Source organism: uncultured Porphyromonas sp. (genome assembly GCF_905372525.1).
Classification (GTDB): domain Bacteria; phylum Bacteroidota; class Bacteroidia; order Bacteroidales; family Porphyromonadaceae; genus Porphyromonas.
The window spans coordinates 60,537-78,726 of the sequence record NZ_CAJPPN010000004.1 but is presented as its reverse complement, the minus strand read 5'-3'; the positions used below and the strand labels follow the sequence as shown (position 1 = coordinate 78,726).

The 18,190-nt window shown below is 56.9% G+C and carries 12 protein-coding genes; 7 read left to right on the top strand and 5 right to left on the bottom strand.

Annotation, left to right across the window (positions count from 1 at the left end; translation table 11 throughout):
* From QZ170_RS01850 to QZ170_RS01840, 3 genes are all read right to left on the bottom strand, one after another.
* Positions 1 to 915: hypothetical protein (locus tag QZ170_RS01850; RefSeq protein ID WP_297176295.1), on the bottom strand; the 915-nt coding region annotated here is incomplete at its 3' end.
* The gene (murC, locus tag QZ170_RS01845) at positions 912 to 2,294 is read right to left on the bottom strand and encodes a UDP-N-acetylmuramate--L-alanine ligase (RefSeq protein ID WP_297176293.1); all 1,383 of its coding nucleotides are present in this window, start codon (positions 2,292 to 2,294) and stop codon (positions 912 to 914) included. The genes QZ170_RS01850 and murC, both read right to left, overlap by 4 nt.
* 193 nt (positions 2,295 to 2,487) lie before the next feature.
* Entirely contained in the window at positions 2,488 to 8,457 is a 5,970-nt protein-coding gene (locus tag QZ170_RS01840) for an alpha-2-macroglobulin family protein (protein WP_297176291.1), read from the bottom strand.
* 544 nt (positions 8,458 to 9,001) lie between these two features.
* Between QZ170_RS01840 and QZ170_RS01835 the strand changes: the two genes are divergently transcribed.
* The 7 genes from QZ170_RS01835 to sufD all read left to right on the top strand — a co-directional run bounded on the left by QZ170_RS01835 (position 9,002) and on the right by sufD (position 16,062).
* Positions 9,002 to 9,262: a hypothetical protein gene (locus QZ170_RS01835; protein ID WP_297176289.1), complete on the top strand. Its 261-nt coding sequence runs from the start codon at positions 9,002 to 9,004 to the stop codon at positions 9,260 to 9,262.
* A 669-nt stretch (positions 9,263 to 9,931) separates the two neighbouring features.
* Positions 9,932 to 10,234: a hypothetical protein gene (locus tag QZ170_RS01830; RefSeq protein WP_297176288.1), complete on the top strand. Its 303-nt coding sequence runs from the start codon at positions 9,932 to 9,934 to the stop codon at positions 10,232 to 10,234.
* A gap of 62 nt (positions 10,235 to 10,296) precedes the next feature.
* Complete coding sequence (locus QZ170_RS01825; protein WP_297176285.1) at positions 10,297 to 10,683, top strand: cell division protein ZapA; 387 nt, start codon at positions 10,297 to 10,299, stop codon at positions 10,681 to 10,683.
* 99 nt (positions 10,684 to 10,782) lie between these two features.
* Positions 10,783 to 12,366 (top strand): ribonuclease Y, encoded by a 1,584-nt coding sequence (gene rny, locus QZ170_RS01820; protein WP_297176283.1) that lies wholly within the window; start codon positions 10,783 to 10,785, stop codon positions 12,364 to 12,366.
* 202 nt (positions 12,367 to 12,568) lie between these two features.
* Entirely contained in the window at positions 12,569 to 14,014 is a 1,446-nt protein-coding gene (gene sufB / locus QZ170_RS01815; protein WP_297176281.1) for a Fe-S cluster assembly protein SufB, read from the top strand.
* 58 nt (positions 14,015 to 14,072) lie between these two features.
* Positions 14,073 to 14,825 carry a Fe-S cluster assembly ATPase SufC gene (sufC, locus tag QZ170_RS01810; protein ID WP_297176280.1) on the top strand — a complete coding sequence of 251 codons (753 nt, stop codon included), beginning with the start codon at positions 14,073 to 14,075 and terminating at the stop codon, positions 14,823 to 14,825.
* A 7-nt stretch (positions 14,826 to 14,832) separates the two neighbouring features.
* Positions 14,833 to 16,062: a Fe-S cluster assembly protein SufD gene (gene sufD / locus QZ170_RS01805; protein ID WP_297176278.1), complete on the top strand. Its 1,230-nt coding sequence runs from the start codon at positions 14,833 to 14,835 to the stop codon at positions 16,060 to 16,062.
* 93 nt (positions 16,063 to 16,155) lie between these two features.
* Here the strand turns inward: sufD and QZ170_RS01800 are convergent, their stop codons facing one another.
* Both QZ170_RS01800 and QZ170_RS01795 read right to left on the bottom strand, forming a co-directional pair.
* On the bottom strand, positions 16,156 to 16,737 hold the full coding sequence (locus QZ170_RS01800; protein ID WP_297176276.1) for a hypothetical protein: 582 nt from the start codon (positions 16,735 to 16,737) through the stop codon (positions 16,156 to 16,158).
* A complete protein-coding gene (locus tag QZ170_RS01795; RefSeq protein ID WP_297176275.1) occupies positions 16,694 to 17,644 on the bottom strand; it encodes a hypothetical protein in 951 nt (316 codons plus the stop codon). Before QZ170_RS01795 ends, QZ170_RS01800 begins: the two co-directional genes overlap by 44 nt.
* Between the last annotated feature and the right edge of the window lie 546 nt (positions 17,645 to 18,190).

The window sequence follows — 18,190 nt, the reverse complement described above, 5'->3', positions numbered from 1 at the left end:
GGGCTCAGGGCGTGGAGCGGGGCGGGGCTCAGGACGTGGAGCCGGTGTAGGGGGAACCTTCGCTGGCTCAGGAGTCGTTGGCTCGGAGCTCACACTGGTGGCATCGAGGCGGACGAGCTCGCCCTCCTCATCCCGACCGAAGCCCTGGACGCCGTATCGGTCACGTGCGACGATCTGGCCAGCGTAGTCGAGATTGACATAGGCGAAAGCATCCATCCCACGCCGAGGGAGGACAGACGAAGCGAAGATACGCCACTTGCGTAGCTTCTCTGCCCAGTCCGTGGTCTTGCCGATGATGACCCGTGTATGGCCGATACGGGGGATCAGCACGATACCCTCAGAGGCATCCACATAGACCTGCCCGAAGTAGTCCACCAGATCGCTATCCCTACGCAGGGCGGCCATGAGGTCGTAGACGTCCGAGGTGGCATACGGTAGATCGAGCTCGCCCGAGACGATGGGCAGGTAGGTAGCGAAGCCCTGACGGACGGCGATCGTTCCCCTTCCCTCGGTGACATAGTAGCTCTTGCCCGTGCGATCCTGTACGATGAAGAGGGGGTGCTTCTCTCGGAGGCGGATCTGGAGCGTGGAGGAGGAAGGGGCGACGAAGGCCTCTACCCGCTCATAGACCGAGAGTGAGGAGAGGATACGCTCGATACCTCGCAGGTCGATCGAGTCTAGGGGGCGCCCCTTCAGCACCAGCCCATGGTGTGTCAGCTCATCTAGGATACCCTCAGGGCTGAGGAAGAGAGGATCGCCACCCTGGTGTGCCTGGATGTGTACGGCCACTGCTCCACACCGCCCGTCGGACGGTCTCTGAGAGGGGGACGAGACGAAGAGGTAGACGAAGACGGCCAGCAGTCCCACTGCCAGCAGCCCTACTGCTATACTTCGTATGCGTCGCCCGCGCTTCATAGTCTACTTCGTATCCAGCTAGCGACCTGAGGGACGAGGCGGTCTATATCTCCCGCGCCGACCATCAGGATGACCTCGGGGAGCTCTGCTCGAGCCTCTAGCTCGGGCAGTAGGCCTGACTTAGGCAGCACCTTCACCTGGGCGTGATGCATCTCACGCTGGATCATCTCCGAGGTGACCCCGGGGATCGGCTGCTCACGGGCAGGGTAGATATCTAGGAGGATCACCTCATCGAGCACATCTAGGCTCTCGGCAAACTCCCGATAGAAGTCTTGTGTACGACTATAGAGGTGGGGCTGGAAGACCCCGAGGATCCGCCGTGTCGGGTAGAGCCCCTTGACGGAGCGGATACTTGGCCCAAGCTCATTGGGATGGTGGGCGTAGTCGTCTATCAAGACACAGCGTGGTGTATCGACGACCCTATCGAAGCGTCGGTGTACCCCACGGAAGGAGGCAACCCCTGAGCGGAGCTCCTCCTCGGTCACGCCACACAGTAGGGCGACGGCCATAGCTGCTACGGCATTCTCTACATTCACCAGCAGGGGCACGCCAAGCTCTACACGTAGCTCGCCCGCAGGGAGCCCCCCGAGCGCTGGGTGATGCCAAGTGAAGAAGAGACGTCCCTCCTCCACTCGGACATCCGAGGCGTAGAAGTCCGCCCCCTCACCCTCCAGCCCATAGGTATAGAGGCGAGTGCCCGCCTGGAGCCTCGGGGTGATGGGGATCCCCTGACGCATGATGAGCGCCCCCTCGGCACTGATGAGCGAGGTGAAGTGCTCGAAGCTCTCCCGATAGGCCTCGGGCGTATGATAGATATCTAGGTGGTCGGGGTCGGCTGAGGTGACGACGGCGATATAGGGCGAGAGGTGATGGAACGAACGGTCAAACTCATCGGCCTCGATCACAGCATAGTCGCTGTGCTGGGAGTAGAGAAAGTTCGTCTGATAGTTATTGGAGATCCCCCCGAGGAAGGCATGGCAGTCCACCGTGCTCTGTCGCAGTAGGTGAGCGATGAGTGTGGTGGTCGTGGTCTTGCCGTGCGTACCTGCCACGCAGAGGGCTCGCTCACGGCGAGTCAGCTCCCCGAGGAGCTCAGCCCGCTTGAGGATCTTGTTGCCCTGATTGCGGTAGAAGGTTAGCTCCCGATGATCACTGGGGACAGCAGGGGTGTAGACCACGAGGGTGTCGGGCGAGCGGAAGGGCTCGGGGATGCACGAGACATTGTCCTCGAAGTGCACCTGTGCGCCCTCCTGGACAAGCGCCTCAATGAGAGGCGAGGGGGTCAGGTCATAGCCTGCCACCTGATCACCCTTGCGCAAAAAGTAGCGCACGAGGGCACTCATGCCGATCCCCCCTATACCGATGAAGTATAAATTCATTTCACATCTCGCATTTTAGCTTTTAGCACAAAGATACAAAAGATACCTCCAATTCCACGTGTTCTGCCTACAAAAGCCTCCATAAAGACCCATCTGTGACAACTCTCCCAACCCTACCGTCAGAGAGCCGACTCGGGGGAAGGACCCCGATGTGTCCTCCCCCCGAGTCCTCTGTGGTGGGCTCTCCGTCCGATCACCTCATCTGCTGGACGAGCTGCCTAGGCGAGGCTGCCGTATGAGCCGAGTACTCAGGGGCATAGGCTGACTGTGCCCGAGTCACGCGCCCCGAGTAGAGGCCGGTGCGTGTGACGTACTGCTCATACTCTAGGACGTACTCCCCTCTGAGGAGATGGTCGAAGTAGAAGTTCGTCTCCTTGTCCTTCGGCTCTACATAGTAGCCCGTACCTGCTCCCCACTGGTAGTGAGCCGTCTGTGCAATGGGCTCGGCGAAGCCTGGACGAGGATCACGCAGGGTGACAAAGTCCAGATCCTGCGTCAGACGAAGGGTAATCTTCGTCCTCAGGCGGTCACCTACCCTCAGGGTATAGCCCTCCGTGAGGGGGAGGAGCGTTGGCTTACCATCACGGAGCGTCTGGACGAAGGTCTCACGGCTTATCTGCAGCTCCTTCCCTCGTGCCTCCACTTGGCTTGTGGGGATCGTGTAGCGAGCGAAGGCAGAGCCCCACACCTCGCCATCGGACTGCGTCGTGACGGTCATCTGTCGCTCGGGGCGAGAGGTGGCGGTGAAGGGGCGGGAGGCCTCGATATACGCACCCTCCCAGCGATAGACCTGTCCATCGGTGAAGGGGAGCTCGACCGTGGAGCTATTGGCTCGGCGAGTACCCTTACCCCCGTCTATATCCAGTGAGAGGGCATAGATCGCCTCGGCGGTGGAGAGGGAGGAGTTCCAGGAGGTAGCTCGCTTCTGGTTGATGATCCAGCGCTGCATCTCCCGCATGGTCTCCCGCTCAGCCTCGGGGGAGACGATCCGCATAGCCTCCAGCGTGCTGGTCATCGTCGGCATCGTGCGGTTGATCCAGAAGTAACCACGGAAGACCTGATTGGCATAGAACATCCCCGTCTTGTCCTGCTGGAGGTATTCACGTAGCGAAGCGATGAGCCCCTTGGCCAGCGAAGCGTCTCGTCCGTAGGCAAAGACTACGGCAGCCAAGGCCTTCTCTGAGAGGGGAAGCTTGCGGGCCACCCGCTTGAGCTCGGTGTAGAAGAAGGAATGAGCCTTGCGTACCTCCCCTTCGGGCTTGTAGAACCCTCGATGCTCGGCGAGTGCCACGAGGTAGAGGTAGTCCAGATCGGTGTAGGAGTAGGAATTCTTTTTCTTTAGTCTAAGCGCCCTCCGATACTCCTCGATGATACTTGCCTCTATGCCACGGAAGCCTCGGCGGACAAGCTCCTGAACCCGCAGGCGATCAGCCTGCTCCAGTCGATCGTAGGAGGGGACACGTAGCAGTAGGCGTAGTACACTCTCCGTCACATAGGGGCTTCCCTTCATGCCTGGATACCAGCTCCACAGACCGCTGGAGAGCTGGAGGTCGGAGAGCTGCTGCAGGATGCGGGAGAGGGGCACTTCCCTCGAGGGGTTCTGAAGGTACTTCAGCAGAGTGGCTTCGCGTGCGGCCTCTCTGTCGGCGACTCCCATCCATGGGGTCTGTGCTCCGGTCTGGAGCTTCAGACTATCATCGGCACTGAGACGACCACGCTGGGCAGCAGGAAGGGCATTCCAGCGTGCCTCGAACCACTCACGGAAGCCCTCGGCATGCGACACCTCCAGAGCCACAGACTGAGCATAGAGAGCGGCGGCAGCATCTAGTGCCGAGCTTCCCTTGAGGTAGCCGAGGTCGGGTAGGGCAGAGAGGGCTAGGTACAGTGGGTTAGACTCTATACGCAGGTCAAATCGCCCACGCTCGGGGACGAAGCCGTTCTGCGGGAAGAGGCTATCTAGGGCGATCTCGTGCCGTCCCTGTCGGCTGATGTTGAAGGCTAGGCTCTCCGTCAGCTCCTCCTGATCCGTGATGACGGGCACGAGGTGCTGCTCTCCGTCCGAGGAGGTCTTCCCTCGGGCGATGACACGTAGCCCGACGGAGTCAAGCCCCGCATAGCCACTGACGGGCAGGACGATATCGGTAGAGTTCCCTGCTGGGAGGTCAAAGGTCTGCTCCTGACTATAGAGCGTCCGCTTCGTCTTGGGCTCGAAGAGCTCTAGGGTGAAGAGACCTCGCTGGGCGACCTTCGACCCATTAGAGACGGTGGTGGAGATACGGACACTATCCCCCTCTCGGAGGAAGCGGGGTACATTGGGGCGTACGCTGAAGTCCTTGTAGGCCTCTATGCTCTCGGTATGCCGGAGGAGCTTCATATCGGAGGTGTGGGCTAGGACAATGAGCTTCCAGCGGGTGAGGGTCTCGGGGACACGTGCGCTCCAGCTGACCTTACCTTGCTTATCTGTGCGCAGGAAGGGGTAGAAATAGGCACTCTCATTGAAGTTCGTTCGTATAGAGAGCGGGGCCAGCTTTGTAGCATCCACCCGACGAGGCTTAGGATCATTCTTAGATTCATTCGCCACAACCCTTATCTCATCGGGCTTTAGGACTTCATCCTGAGTGTCCTTAGAGGCGTAGCCAACCACCATGACCTCCTCGAGCTGAGGGCGACTCACGGAGGCCATCCCACGTATGCTTATTGCCGAAGCCTTCTTCGTCGCACTCTCCCCATAGAGGGCTCCGGAGAGAGCCATCTCGAGCTTCCCTTCGTAGGAGCCCTCGGTGATCACCTCTTGGTCATACTCATCATCAGCCTTGGCGGGTGGCGTGACGGGCTTTGGAGGATAGACAAAGTCCGCCTTAGCCTCATCATCCTTGAGCTGCTGCAGCCAGGGTGGTGTGGGCACACTCCCCCCGAGGTGGAATCGGATATAGGATCGGTAGAAGTCGCTGGAGAGGCTATCGATAGAGAGTGCACCTATCAGAGGACGATCATAGTCTAGGGAGAGATACCCGATCTTATCGAGGGAGGCATCATACATCCATACGGCGACAGAGGCGCTATCCACACGCTTCCCCTCGTGGCTGAGGGTGAAGCTCCACTGCTCCTGACCTCCAGCTAGGATACGATCTCTGAAGGTATCCCACTTGAGGGTCAGAGATCGCTTGGGTTGCTCACGATGGATCGTAGCGGTACACTGGGTCAGGACGCCATGGTGCACCGTATAGAAGTGGATGTCCAGCTGGTCGGGAGTAAAGCCATTCTTAGGCAGGGGGACATCGAAGACATTGATGGCCTCTGCTCGAGAGCGAAGGAGTCCCTCAGCGATACGACCACCCTGATAGCTTACCTCGTAGAAGACATATCCGCCCTCTAGCCCACTCATCCAGTAGACACGAGCAGGGCGGGTAGAGCTATAAGTCCCCGAGGCTCGCTGCATGAAGAGAGGTAAGCGCATCCCGGTCAGACGTCGGTCTCGCGCCCCATCGTAGAGGTAGAAGGTACGCTTGCCCTCATAGCTCACACCTCGGCCATAGTCAGCGGAATAGGTGAGCGTATAGCGACCAGCCGAGAGGGGGGCTAAGAGGGTCTTGAGGTGGATGATGCTATCGAGCTGGACCTTGCCTTTGTGTAGCTCTCGGCTGTCCTGACGAATGCTGTAGGAGACGGACAGAGGCTCATTGCCCTCGTCGTAGCCATACCTACGGAAGGTCAGGATCGCATCCTCCTGCTCCTTGTTGATCAGTGGGGGGATCCAGGCTTGGATAGCGCTGACGCTACGTCCTACGGGTAGGTTGATCGTCTCGCTGTGGCTCTCGCCCGTACCGTCCGTCGTGCTCACATATAGATGATAGCGATACCAGGAGAAGAGCTCGTCCTCCGACCGCTCATCGGCTGTCGGCTCTATCTCCCGGAGTCTCGCTGGCAGGACAAAGCGTCCCTCGGCATCGGTCGTCAGCACGCTATCGGCGAGTACTCTATTGCCTCCGCCTCTAGTCCCCTCACCCCAGGGAGCCCAGGAGTAGCGGTTGGCCACGAGGCGGTAGCTCACCTTCGCCCCGGCGACACCCGTACCGCTCAGGGTACGCACCTGCCCTGGGATAGACACGGTCTGACCGACCTGATAGGGAGGATCGGGGGGCGTGAGGAGAAGCTCTGTCGCACGCCGCTTGTACTCTGCCACCTCGAAGGTCTGAGCCTCCGAGCGGGCTGTGTAGACCCCGGGTCGTGCTGCCTGCTGGAAGAAGGCTCGCACATAGTATCGCCCCGAGAGGCGGTCAGTAGGTAGGGTGAAGTCCACGGCGAAGTCTCCCCATCGGCTGGGGACAGCCTCTCGCCGAGCGACCTCCTTGCTATTGGTATCATAGAGGCGTACGAGCACAGCTCTCCCCGTGAGTGACCGAGCCGTCTCGATGAGGCGCCCGACCTCGGCCGTCCAGCCATAGACACGCACCGTCTGACCCGGGCGGTAGGCGGGACGATCGGGGGTGATCCAGATCATATCGGCTCGTACATTGGGGTCGTAGGTAAAGTCCTCGTCGGGCTCCTCCTCATAGATATCCCCATCCTCGACCCGCAGGGGGTCTGAGGCATCCGATAGGGCATACAGCTCAGCATCCTCATCGACTAGGTGGAGCCCATAGGCATCTGTCTTGAGCTTCTTCAGCAGGGTGTACTCGGGCTCTGTATCATCCTTGCGGTCAGCCTCCTCGTAGAGGCTGATCCAGGTGGAGGCGAGGGGACGACCCGTCATAGCCTCGAGCCACTGTAGGCGAGAGCCGTTCGTCGTATTGATCCGCTCGAGGGTAAGGTACTTCGTATAGGTAAAGTACTCCTCATCGGTGGGTGTACCTGTCGTAGCCCGTGGATCGGGGGTGACCTCTATGTACACGCAGTAGTTCCCCACTCGTGGTAGCGGGAATTCGATCGTCTGCTCCTTTGAATAGCCGAGACTATCGAGGGAGAGGGTAAGGAGCTTCTCCTGCAGGGGCTTGTCGAAGTCGCCTAGCCTCCACGACACTTGGTCTGGGCGAAGGATCTTCGGAGCAGCATAGAGGCAGAGGCGCACCTTGCTCACGAGATAGCAGCTGGGGAGCTTTACGGTGAGGGTATCCTTCCCCGTGACGCGCGCGGGCACGTGCATATCATAGGTATAGGCGAGGGCATTACGGTGCGCCTCACGGAGCTCCTTCTGCTCCTTGGCCGAGAGGCGTGTCGCCTGCTGGATGAAGAACTCGAGGAACGAGGCGTAGGCGACCCCTCGGCGTGGGTAGTACTGGCGCAGCGCTGCGATATAGTTGCTGATCTCGGGGGTGGAGACGTATTTATGGGCGAAGGCATAGATGAGCTCCTCGGCTCGTGCATTCGTCAGCTTCCCCTTCTCGGGCGAGAGCTGTAGGCGCAGGCTATAGAAGTCCACCAGACTCCGAAAGTAGACGCTACTCCCCCCCTCGGCGATGGGTCGTATCCAGCCCATGGCCTCGGTGAAGAACGTGGCATAGCGGGTCTGCTCCCTACGCTCCCGAGCATGGAGGAGGGCTAGCTGCCCGAGGAGCTCTGTGCCCAGCGTCTCGACCCCCACGACCGGCTCGTCGCCGAAGAGCTCCCGATACTTCCCGAGGGGCTCGTTGAGGACCTCCTGTGATCGGCGTAGCTTCTCCACCAGCTCCTGATAGCGCTCCTGATACTGCAGGCTCGTCCAGGAGGTGGGGTCGTAGAGGGTACTGTCCTTGGCCTTGGAGCGCAGGACATCCTCACGATAGAAGTACGAGGGACGTACACGCTCATAGCTGTAGAGGGTGTAGAGGGCGAGCATGGCCTGCTCATATCGCCCGAGCCAGGCTGCTCCCCGTAGTCCGTAGAGCGTGCGGAAGAGCCCTGTCTGATGCTCATGGTCGATGCGTCGCCAGTTCTGCCAGAGGACATCCTGTGCGATGAGGATGTGATAGAGGTTGTGCTGGTTCTGTCCGAGGAGAGAGAGCTCCTCGGCCGCCTTGATCGCACTACGGGGGAGGTCATCCTCCTGCGCTCGCTTGATCTCCTTGATCAGTGCTTCTGCGCTTGGGGTCTTTCGCTGGGCGTGTAGCATAGTTGGGATCTGTAGGGCAAGGCACCCGAAGAGCATTACTAGGAGTGCCCTACGGGCAAAGGCTATATATCTCATTGAGGGTCGCTATTAAGGGGTGAGACATGACCGAGCCCATATGCTATCCACACTCCCGACCCGCCTCGGGGTCCAGCGGGGTATCCATACAGACCCTGTGCTCAAAGGTAGGAAAAAGTATCCACTACCTCCCCCGCCTAGAGCTCTGTCCGTCGGGTGCGCTCCGCCCCCCTCACTCCCCTGCTACGGAGGGCGTCTCTGAGCTCCTATAGAGGGTGCCCCAATCACCTTACATAGGTGACGGGTGCGCTCCTATAAAGAGCGTCTTCGTCACCTATGTAAGGTGATGGTCGGGCTCTTACCGAGAGCGCAACGGGGCTCTAGGTAAGAGCCCTAGAGCCCCCTCGGGGAGCGGGAAATGAAGGGTCTATAGGCTTCGCCCCACCTTGACCGCCTAGGCTGGTGTCATGTGGGGCGTCAGGGGGAGGGGATGTTCGTCGAAAACTCCGTATCTTTGCCCACACTTGCACGGCTTATTACATTACTGTGAGACCACACCGATAGCAAGACTCTTAGTTTATATATACACGAACACATAGACTCTATGGAAGCAACAACAACGACGGCTCGGCACCAACGCCTACTCTTGCTCTTCCCTCTGGGGAGCCTACTGATCTTCCTCGTGGATCGCTTCTCGGTCCGCCATGACTACCTATTCTATCTGGGGCTGAGCATACCCGCCCTAGTCTTCATCACTGCCTTCTGGATCATCGATCGGTACCATACCCCTCGGCGCCGAACCCTACGTCTAGCACGGCTCTGCTCGATCCTCGTGATGCTGACCTCGCTGATCGAGTTCGTCTAGGCAACGAGGGTAGACCTCTATGGGGAGCGGGTAGCCCTGCGAGCTCACGAGTGGAGCGAGCAGAGCTACCCGCTCCCCGTATATATCCTCTCCCCCCGAATGCCTTCCCCCCTACACTCACATATCTCCCCAGGGCCGACGTATGATCTCGCTCACACTCCTGCCTTTGGATCTTCGGGGGGGATTATTTCATTCCCTAGGGAGCCTTAGCCCATCACTACAGATCCTACGTATTATCCCCAAGGGATAGGCCTACAAGTGAGCCCTACAGAGGATATACTTAGAGCGAAGTAGTGTACACGCGTGTATACTGTTGTGTACACGTGGGTATACAGTTGTGTACACACGTGTATACTCATCCCTCCTAGGTAAGAGGTCTTCGCTGGGGATCTCTACACCCGGGGCACGGATAATTCTATCTTCGGCGTATGCTCCCCCCACGACCTTGCCCTCGCACTATGGTGATTTCATGCATCAGCCCTGCATATCTCCCCACCTCTGCCCGCCGAAGCGGAGAGTGTAGGCTACGAGGGAGGGGGATCCCCAAGCTCCCCCCCCCGAGCAGGACGAGGGGACGATCGGTAGCGGTGGGAGGCCTTCGCCTCGGGGAGAGAGGGGGGCGTTCTACCTGAAAAGTCGTACCTTTGTGGACAAAGGAATGACCACGCAATGACTCAGGACGAGGGACTAGAGCTACAGCGCCTCGAGGTCAATATCTCCCGCCTAGGAGATGTCATCTCGCTACAGCGCACTCGTATCGTAGAGCTGGAGACGGAGCTCTGCTTACGCCAAGAGGAGCTCAGTCACCTGCGGGCAGAGCTCCAGACACTCTACGAGCAGAGCTCCATGTCTAGCCTCGCTCTCTCCCTGAGAAGAGGCTCGACGGAGGAGGAACTCCAGCAGGCTCGGCAGATCCTAGATGGGATCATCACCGAGGTGGAGTGCTGCATCCGACAGCTCGCCGATGAGTAGAGCGTATCACGATAGCGGCAGCGCGAGGCTGACCCACCGAGAGATATACAAGCGACTTCGATATGGATAAGGAGCTGGACAAGGAGCTGGATAAGGGACGAGACACAGCTCTGGAGAATGATCCCCCCCTACAGCGTATCTCCATCCTCGTGGAGGATATGCGCCTGCACCTCAGGATACCCCGCGATAGCGAGAGCCTGCTACGCAGAGCTGGGGAGGAGATTACACGTACCACGCTCCTCTACAAAGCTAAGTACCCCCATCCCTCTGAGATGCCCGCTTCGGGCTATCTGGCGATGACCGCCCTAGACATAGCAGCTCGCCATGAGGAGCTCCTAGAGCTAGAGGCTAGACGGAGAGAGCACCTGCTCCCCCGCCTAAGCCGAGCCAACAAGCAGCTGGAGGAGCTCATCCAATCCGCTCTGGCGAACCTGCCTACTCGGTCCTAACTCCTACCCACCGCCCCAGAGGGACTCCTCTGGTGTGAGGAGGGTGGGGCGACGTGTGTCCATTCCTGCTACATATAAACTCAAAGAAGCAAGGAAAGAATGGGAACAATTACCATCATCGCCCTTTGCGCCATGGCGTTCCTCGTCGGAGCGTCCCTGATGTGGTTTGTCACCGAGCGACTGCTTGGTCAGAAGACACGCACCATCCTCAGCGAGGCAGAGCGGGAGGCAGAGGTACTGAAGCAAAAGAAGCTACTGGAGGTCAAGGAGAAGTTCCTCCAGCTCAAGGGAGACCTAGAGCAACAGGTAGCCCAACGAAATAATAAGCTCAAGCAGATAGAGAGCAAGCTCAAGGGACGTGAGCAGGAGCTGAACCAGCGCCAGAGCGAGCTCCAGAAGCAACACCAGGAGATAGATACCCTACGGGAGCAACTCGCCCAGCAGAGCGAGGGCATCGAGGAGAAGAAGGCCGAGTATGAGCTCCGTAAGGGCGAGTTCGAGGCCAAGAAGGTAGAGCTAGAGGCCCTCCTGCAGAGTGAACAGAAGCGACTAGAGGCTCTCGGAGGCCTCTCCGCCGACGAGGCTCGTGAGCGACTGATCGAGAGCCTTCGTGCTGAGGCTCGTGACCAGGCTCAGGGCTACATCAACGACATCGTGGAGGAGGCGAAGATGACCGCCAACAAGGAGGCCAAGAAGATCGTCGTACAGTCCATCCAGCGCCTAGCCACCGAGACCGCCATAGAGAACTCCGTGACCGTCTTCCATATCGAGAGTGACGAGATCAAGGGGCGCATCATCGGTCGTGAGGGGCGTAACATCCGTGCCCTCGAGGCAGCCACCGGTATAGAGATCATCGTAGACGATACCCCAGAGGCGATCGTCCTCAGTAGCTTCGACCCCGTACGTCGTGAGGTCGCCCGTCTAGCCCTGCACCAGCTGGTACAGGACGGACGTATCCACCCCGCACGTATCGAGGAGGTCGTCTCCAAGGTGCGCAAGCAGATCGAGGAGGAGATCATCGAGACGGGGAAGCGTACCGTCATCGACCTCGGTATCCACGGTATGCACCCTGAGCTCATCCGCCTGATCGGGAAGATGAAGTACCGCTCCTCCTACGGGCAGAACCTCCTACAGCACTCCCGTGAGACCGCCAACCTCTGCGCCATCATGGCCTCTGAGCTCGGGCTCAACCCCAAGCAGGCCAAGCGTGCTGGGCTCCTACACGACATCGGCAAGGTACCCGACGACGAGCCCGAGCTACCCCATGCTCTCCTAGGGATGAAGCTCTGCGAGAAGTACAAGGAGAAGCCGACCATCTGCAACGCCGTCGGGGCACACCACGACGAGATCGAGATGGAGAGCCTCATCGCCCCGATCGTACAGGTCTGTGACGCGATCAGCGGTGCTCGCCCCGGTGCCCGCCGTGAGATCGTAGAGGCCTATATCAAGCGACTCAACGACCTAGAGCAGCTCGCCCTCTCCTACCCCGGCGTCGTGAAGACCTATGCTATCCAGGCCGGACGTGAGCTCCGTGTCATCGTAGGGGCAGAGAATACCGACGACAACACGATCACCACACTCTCGGCCGAGATCGCTAAGCGCATCCAGGACGAGATGACCTACCCAGGTCAGGTGAAGATCACCGTCATCCGCGAGACTCGCTCTGTGAGCTACGCCAAGTAAGGCAAGACTCACGGTGCCTAGCAGGACGACTAAGCCACAGATCCGGTCATGGGAGGGGCATCCCCTTAGCCTGACCTGAGGAGGGCTTAGTCGTCTAGCTATCTTTAAGATTTGTTACATATCCTAGTACATTTCCACACGAAACAATCCATACACTAGAGTGTTAGCAGTAGTGGAGGACTAATCCTTTCAGATATTCTACATGCAGGATAACGATCAGATCATCGATGAGGTAACATCGAGCGACTATAAATACGGCTTTACGACAGATATAGACACAGAGACTATCGGCAAGGGACTCACTGAGGACACCGTGCGCTTGATCTCTGAGAAGAAGGGTGAGCCCGAGTGGCTCCTGGAGTTTCGCCTAGAGGCCTTCCGCCACTGGCAGACCCTAGAGCAGCCCGACTGGGCGCTCCTGAAGATCCCCCCGATCGACTATCAGGACATCATCTACTACGCTGCACCCAAGAAGAAGGAAGGGCCGAAGAGCCTCGATGAGGTAGACCCCGAGCTCCTTCGTACCTTCGAGAAGCTGGGTATCCCCCTCGAGGAACAGAAGATGCTGAGCGGTATCGCTGTCGATGCCGTCATGGACTCAGTGTCGGTCAAGACGACCTTCCGGGAGACACTCGCTGAGAAGGGGATCATCTTCTGCTCCTTCAGCGAGGCCGTACGTGAGTACCCCGAGCTGGTACGTCAGTACCTCGGGGTGGTCGTCCCGTACAAGGACAACTTCTTCGCTGCGCTGAACTCTGCCGTCTTCAGCGATGGCTCCTTCGTCTACATCCCGAAGGGGACACGTTGCCCGATGGAGCTCTCCACCTACTTCCGCATCAATGCGATGAACACGGGCCAGTTCGAGCGCACCCTGATCGTCGCCGATGAGGGCGCCTACGTCAGCTACCTAGAGGGCTGTACCGCTCCCCAGCGTGACGAGAACCAGCTCCATGCCGCTATCGTCGAGATCATCGTCGAGAAGGATGCCGAGGTGAAGTACTCCACGGTGCAGAATTGGTACCCCGGCGACAAGGAGGGCAAGGGCGGTGTATATAACTTCGTCACCAAGCGAGGCCTCTGCCGGGGCACTGCCTCTAAGCTCTCTTGGACGCAGGTCGAGACCGGCTCTGCCATCACGTGGAAGTATCCCAGCTGTATCCTGCAGGGTGATGACTCCGTGGCAGAGTTCTACTCCGTGGCGGTGACCAACAACTTCCAGCAGGCAGATACCGGCACGAAGATGATCCACCTCGGGCGGAATACCCGTAGCCGCATCGTCTCCAAGGGTATCTCTGCAGGGCAGAGTCAGAATAGCTACCGTGGGCTCGTCTACGCAGGCCCTGATGCAGAGAATGCCCGCAATCACTCCCAGTGCGACAGCCTCCTGCTGAGCGACCGCTGTGGGGCGCATACCTTCCCCTACGTGCACGTGGACAACGATACGGCGATCATCGAGCACGAGGCCACGACGAGCAAGATCAGCGAAGATCAGATCTTCTACTGCCAGCAGCGAGGCATAGGCGTGGAGGAGGCTGTAGGCCTGATCGTCAATGGCTATGCCAAGGAGGTCATGAACAAGCTCCCGATGGAGTTCGCCGTCGAGGCGCAGAAGCTCCTCTCTATCTCCCTCGAAGGCTCCGTGGGCTAGTGTCCCCCCCCTTCGCATTCCCATCATATACAGACAAGACTAGATACGATCAATAGATATGCTACAGATACGTAACCTCCACGCTGCTATCGCAGATAAGGAAATACTCAAGGGGATCAACCTCGAGGTCAAGAAGGGTGAGATCCATGCCATCATGGGTCCTAACGGCTCAGGGAAGAGTACCCTCTCCTCGGTCCTCGTCGGTAACCCTAACTACGAAGTCACCGAGGGCTCCGTCCTCTTCGAGGGGCGAGACCTCCTAGAGCTAGAGCCCGAGGAGCGTGCCCACCTGGGGCTCTTCATGAGCTTCCAGTATCCTGTGGAGATCCCAGGGGTGAGCATGGTGAACTTCATGCGTGCAGCCCTCAATGAGAAGCGTAAGGCACAGGGGCTAGATCCCATCCCTGCCGCAGAGTTCCTCAAGCTCATGAAGCAGAAGCGTGAACTGGTGGAGCTCGACAACAAGCTCGCTAGCCGCTCCGTCAACGAAGGTTTCTCGGGGGGGGAGAAGAAGCGCAACGAGATCTTCCAGATGGCTATGCTCGAGCCTAAGCTAGCGATTCTCGACGAGACCGATAGCGGTCTGGACATCGACGCCCTACGTATCGTGGCCAAGGGAGTGAATGAGCTCCGTAGCCCCGAGAATGCTACGATCGTCATCACACACTACCAGCGTCTGCTGGACTACATCCGCCCCGACTATGTCCACGTCCTCTACAAGGGACGTATCGTGCGTAGTGGTGGCCCAGAGCTAGCCCTAGAGCTCGAGGAGAAGGGCTACGACTGGATCAAGGACGAGGTAAAGGACTAGACGAGCGATGGACGCACAGACTAAGCACTATCTCGATCTGTACGCAGCGCATGCCGATGAGCTGCGTCAGCGAGTGCCCCTCCTGCAGCACTATCGGGAGGAGGCCTTCGATGCCTTTGCTCGCCTCGGGCTACCCGCCTTCAAGAGCGAAGACTACCAGCGCACCGATGTCCCCAAGCTCCTAGAGCACGACTGGCAGCTCCTTACTCAGGAGGGCTCTCCCTACTGGGCTTCGCAGGTCGTCCCCGAAGGTGTCTTCATCGGCTCTATCTCGGACTTCGTTCGCCTCTATCCCGAGGTCGCCCAGGAGCATTATGCCCGCATAGCTCCCGCCTCTAAAGATGGGCTTGTCGCCCTCTCTACCCTGCTGGCCAATGAGGTCTTCGTCGTCTATGTCCCCCGAGGACTGAAGGTACCTGGGCATATCGAGCTTCGCTATATCCTTCCTCGCACAGAGGGGCACTTAGCGATCGAGCGAGCCCTCTTCATCGTGGAGGACGCTGCCGAGCTAGCGGTCTACTACAAGGACTGCCCCGAGGAGGACGTACGGGCAATGACCCTACGTACCCTAGAGGTCTATGTCGGCCGTGGCGCACGCTTCTCGCTCATTGATCGGGAGGAGTCAGGCTCGGGTAATATTCGCTTGACCTCTACCTACGTCCGTCAGATGGGCGGTAGCCACGCGGACCTCTCCACGCTGACGCTCCGAAACGGCACGACCCGCAACAACTACTTCATCACCCTCGCCGAAGAGGAGGCCGACCTACGTGTCTCGGGCTTCTCACTCACCAGCGAGCGTATGCACACCGATAACTTCTCCTTCATCGAGCACGCAGTGCCCCACTGTACCTCGGATGAACTCTTCAAGTACATCCTCCTCGATGAGAGTCGTGGTGTCTTCACTGGACGTATCCTTGTGGCACAAGATGCGCAGAAGACGCAGGCCTATCAGAACAATCGCAACCTCCTGCTCTCGCCCTCTGCTCGCATGCAGTCCAAGCCTCAGCTGGAGATCTATGCCGATGACGTGAAGTGCTCCCACGGGATGACCACAGGGCAGCTCAGCGAGGATGCACTCTTCTATATGCGCCAGCGAGGGATCGCCCTACAGGAAGCCAAGCTGATGCTCAGCAATGCCTTCGCCGCCGATGTCCTGAAGCGTATCCCCGAGGAGGAGCTCTCAGAGCACCTTCGCACCAAGACCGAAGAGCGTCTACGCACCCTAGCTGGCAAGTAGCCCCCACGGCACAAACCCCTAAAAATAGCCCGCCCCGCAGCTACCCAAATAGTAGCTGCGGGGCGGGCTATTTAATCAAAGTCCCTATGTCTCCTATTTAATCTCTATTTTGACAAGATAATGGTAACGGATAATGAGATAAATGATGGTTACAATGAATCTGAAGAGAAGTATGATGGATAATAACCCGTAGATATATTCACCCCACTTTAGGATACAGAGCATAGTAATTCTTAGGAGCCAGAGTAAAAGAATAGCAAAACAGAGTAGTATTTGAAACTGCATGATAGAAGCAAGCTGTTTGTATGCCTTCTTCCCTCTGGAGAAAGTCCCTTCATCCAGTCCCATTTTCTGTAATTTATCAACGCTACTTGGTATAGCGAGTAGTAGGGAAAAGAATGCCCCCATAAAAAGAGGAATGGCAACTCCAGCAAGATTTTCAAAGGATTTAATAACCCCCTGTATCTCTTGGTTTCCCCAAAAAATCCCACCCAAAGAGGCAATCATGGGAATAACATACCAAAGAATCCCCCACATAATCCTTGCCCCGATAGAGCGCTCTTGTCCCCTCGGGTTAGAAATTAAGGCACTTTTCCCTTCACTCCTAATAATCAAAAATGTGTGTAAAGGCTCAACCTTCTTGATGTTCTGAATTAATTTGATTAATCTCATCATCACAAAGCTGTTGCATTCTGCTTGTAATTGGGTAGTTATCGCTGTCGATGTAATCTTCGGGGATAATTATATTCGGGATAAGTTGAGCTCCGTCTTGAGCCTCGAGGAGACACTCTTTCTGCTCCTTCTCACCTCGATCATTTGTTATTTGATACTTGACCTTATATTGATAAGAATAATCCTCCTCTGAGAGTGTAATCCCAAATCTTTCCCTTGCAAGGTCTTTGATACTATCTTCTGTCAGATTAGCAGTCGTAGGGAGATTTCCTCCCTTGAGGGTTATAATTGCAGATGTAGGAGAGGGGACGCTTATATCGTACTCAGAAGGTTTATTGATAATAGAAAGCGCGATAGGGACTCCCTTAGCAAAGAATTCCTCCATTCGTTGTTTAGTCGTCGTTCTGTTGATTCTATCCCCAATGAGGGTATGGCCTTTTTGTCTTAGTACCGAGAGTAATACATCTTGAATTAAGGGTTTAATAGTATAGGATGTGTAAGACTGGAGGAAAATATATCCCGAACTGGTTAAAGATGGCATCCAGATTCGAACGAAGTAGCGTAGGGCAACAATATCCCGAGTGTCAATTGTCTGTCTTGACGGCTTCGAGCCAGAACCAATGAGAGACTGTTTGATCCCAGTTATCCCACCATCAAGCGTAATATCAAGGATTCTCCTGCTCACATCGATGTTATGCCACCCGGCCTGAATCGCACCTAAAGTTCCGTTCCTGTTTGTGTAAGGGGTTGACAATGTGGCAAGGATTCTCTCTGAGAATGTACTGAAGGGATCTGGTCCAGGATAGGTTGAGGATAGAAAATCATCTATCTGAAGTTCGTCTCCGTTGCTACTCTGTCTTCGTTTAATCTTAAAAGAAAATATTGATAGATTAAGTTTGTGATTTAGCATAATAATGGATACATTTATTGCTATATATTAAACTAGAATTCTAAGGATGACTCCGCAGAGGACAAAAGTAATAAATTTAGCCAGAAGGCTCCTTGATTGTGAGAGTTTACTTCGGAAATCTACCTTGTCATCTATTTGTAGATAATGCATAATCATATCTCACAAGGTATAGTTCTAGCGTAAAGATCTGTATTGATCTGAGCTCGATTGGTTGTAGCTGTGCCTAAGGGAGTGGCTTACACCTTAAAATATCCATCAAACTTATTTCGTAGAAGTTTTTCCATCCGATAAAATATAGTAGGTGCTTCAATCCCCCATTTCTAACTTTTATTGAGTCAAACAAAAGGAGACTACAGACCTTTCCCAGATGCTTGTCACAGACTTTCTAGATGCTTAGATGGTCATCCTATTTACTCTCTGGAAGAGCATAAGAGGGTGGGTGAGGAGTTGGCGGCATAGAGTAAGTCGGGTAAAGGTGTGTTGAATTTGTTTGTAGAGTCAAATGGATTAATCTGTCTAAATACCCTACCTTTGAGGGAAGGGAAG

Excerpts from the sequence above, each read along its gene's own strand:
- murC (WP_297176293.1), bottom strand. The coding sequence starts at position 2,294 with ATGAATTTATACTTCATCGGTATAGGGGGGATCGGCATGAGTGCCCTC.
- QZ170_RS01840 (WP_297176291.1), bottom strand. The coding sequence starts at position 8,457 with ATGAGATATATAGCCTTTGCCCGTAGGGCACTCCTAGTAATGCTCTTC.
- QZ170_RS01835 (WP_297176289.1), top strand. The coding sequence starts at position 9,002 with ATGGAAGCAACAACAACGACGGCTCGGCACCAACGCCTACTCTTGCTC.
- QZ170_RS01830 (WP_297176288.1), top strand. The coding sequence starts at position 9,932 with ATGACTCAGGACGAGGGACTAGAGCTACAGCGCCTCGAGGTCAATATC.
- QZ170_RS01825 (WP_297176285.1), top strand. The coding sequence starts at position 10,297 with ATGGATAAGGAGCTGGACAAGGAGCTGGATAAGGGACGAGACACAGCT.
- rny (WP_297176283.1), top strand. The coding sequence starts at position 10,783 with ATGGGAACAATTACCATCATCGCCCTTTGCGCCATGGCGTTCCTCGTC.
- sufB (WP_297176281.1), top strand. The coding sequence starts at position 12,569 with ATGCAGGATAACGATCAGATCATCGATGAGGTAACATCGAGCGACTAT.
- sufC (WP_297176280.1), top strand. The coding sequence starts at position 14,073 with ATGCTACAGATACGTAACCTCCACGCTGCTATCGCAGATAAGGAAATA.
- sufD (WP_297176278.1), top strand. The coding sequence starts at position 14,833 with ATGGACGCACAGACTAAGCACTATCTCGATCTGTACGCAGCGCATGCC.
- QZ170_RS01800 (WP_297176276.1), bottom strand. The coding sequence starts at position 16,737 with ATGATGAGATTAATCAAATTAATTCAGAACATCAAGAAGGTTGAGCCT.
- QZ170_RS01795 (WP_297176275.1), bottom strand. The coding sequence starts at position 17,644 with ATGCTAAATCACAAACTTAATCTATCAATATTTTCTTTTAAGATTAAA.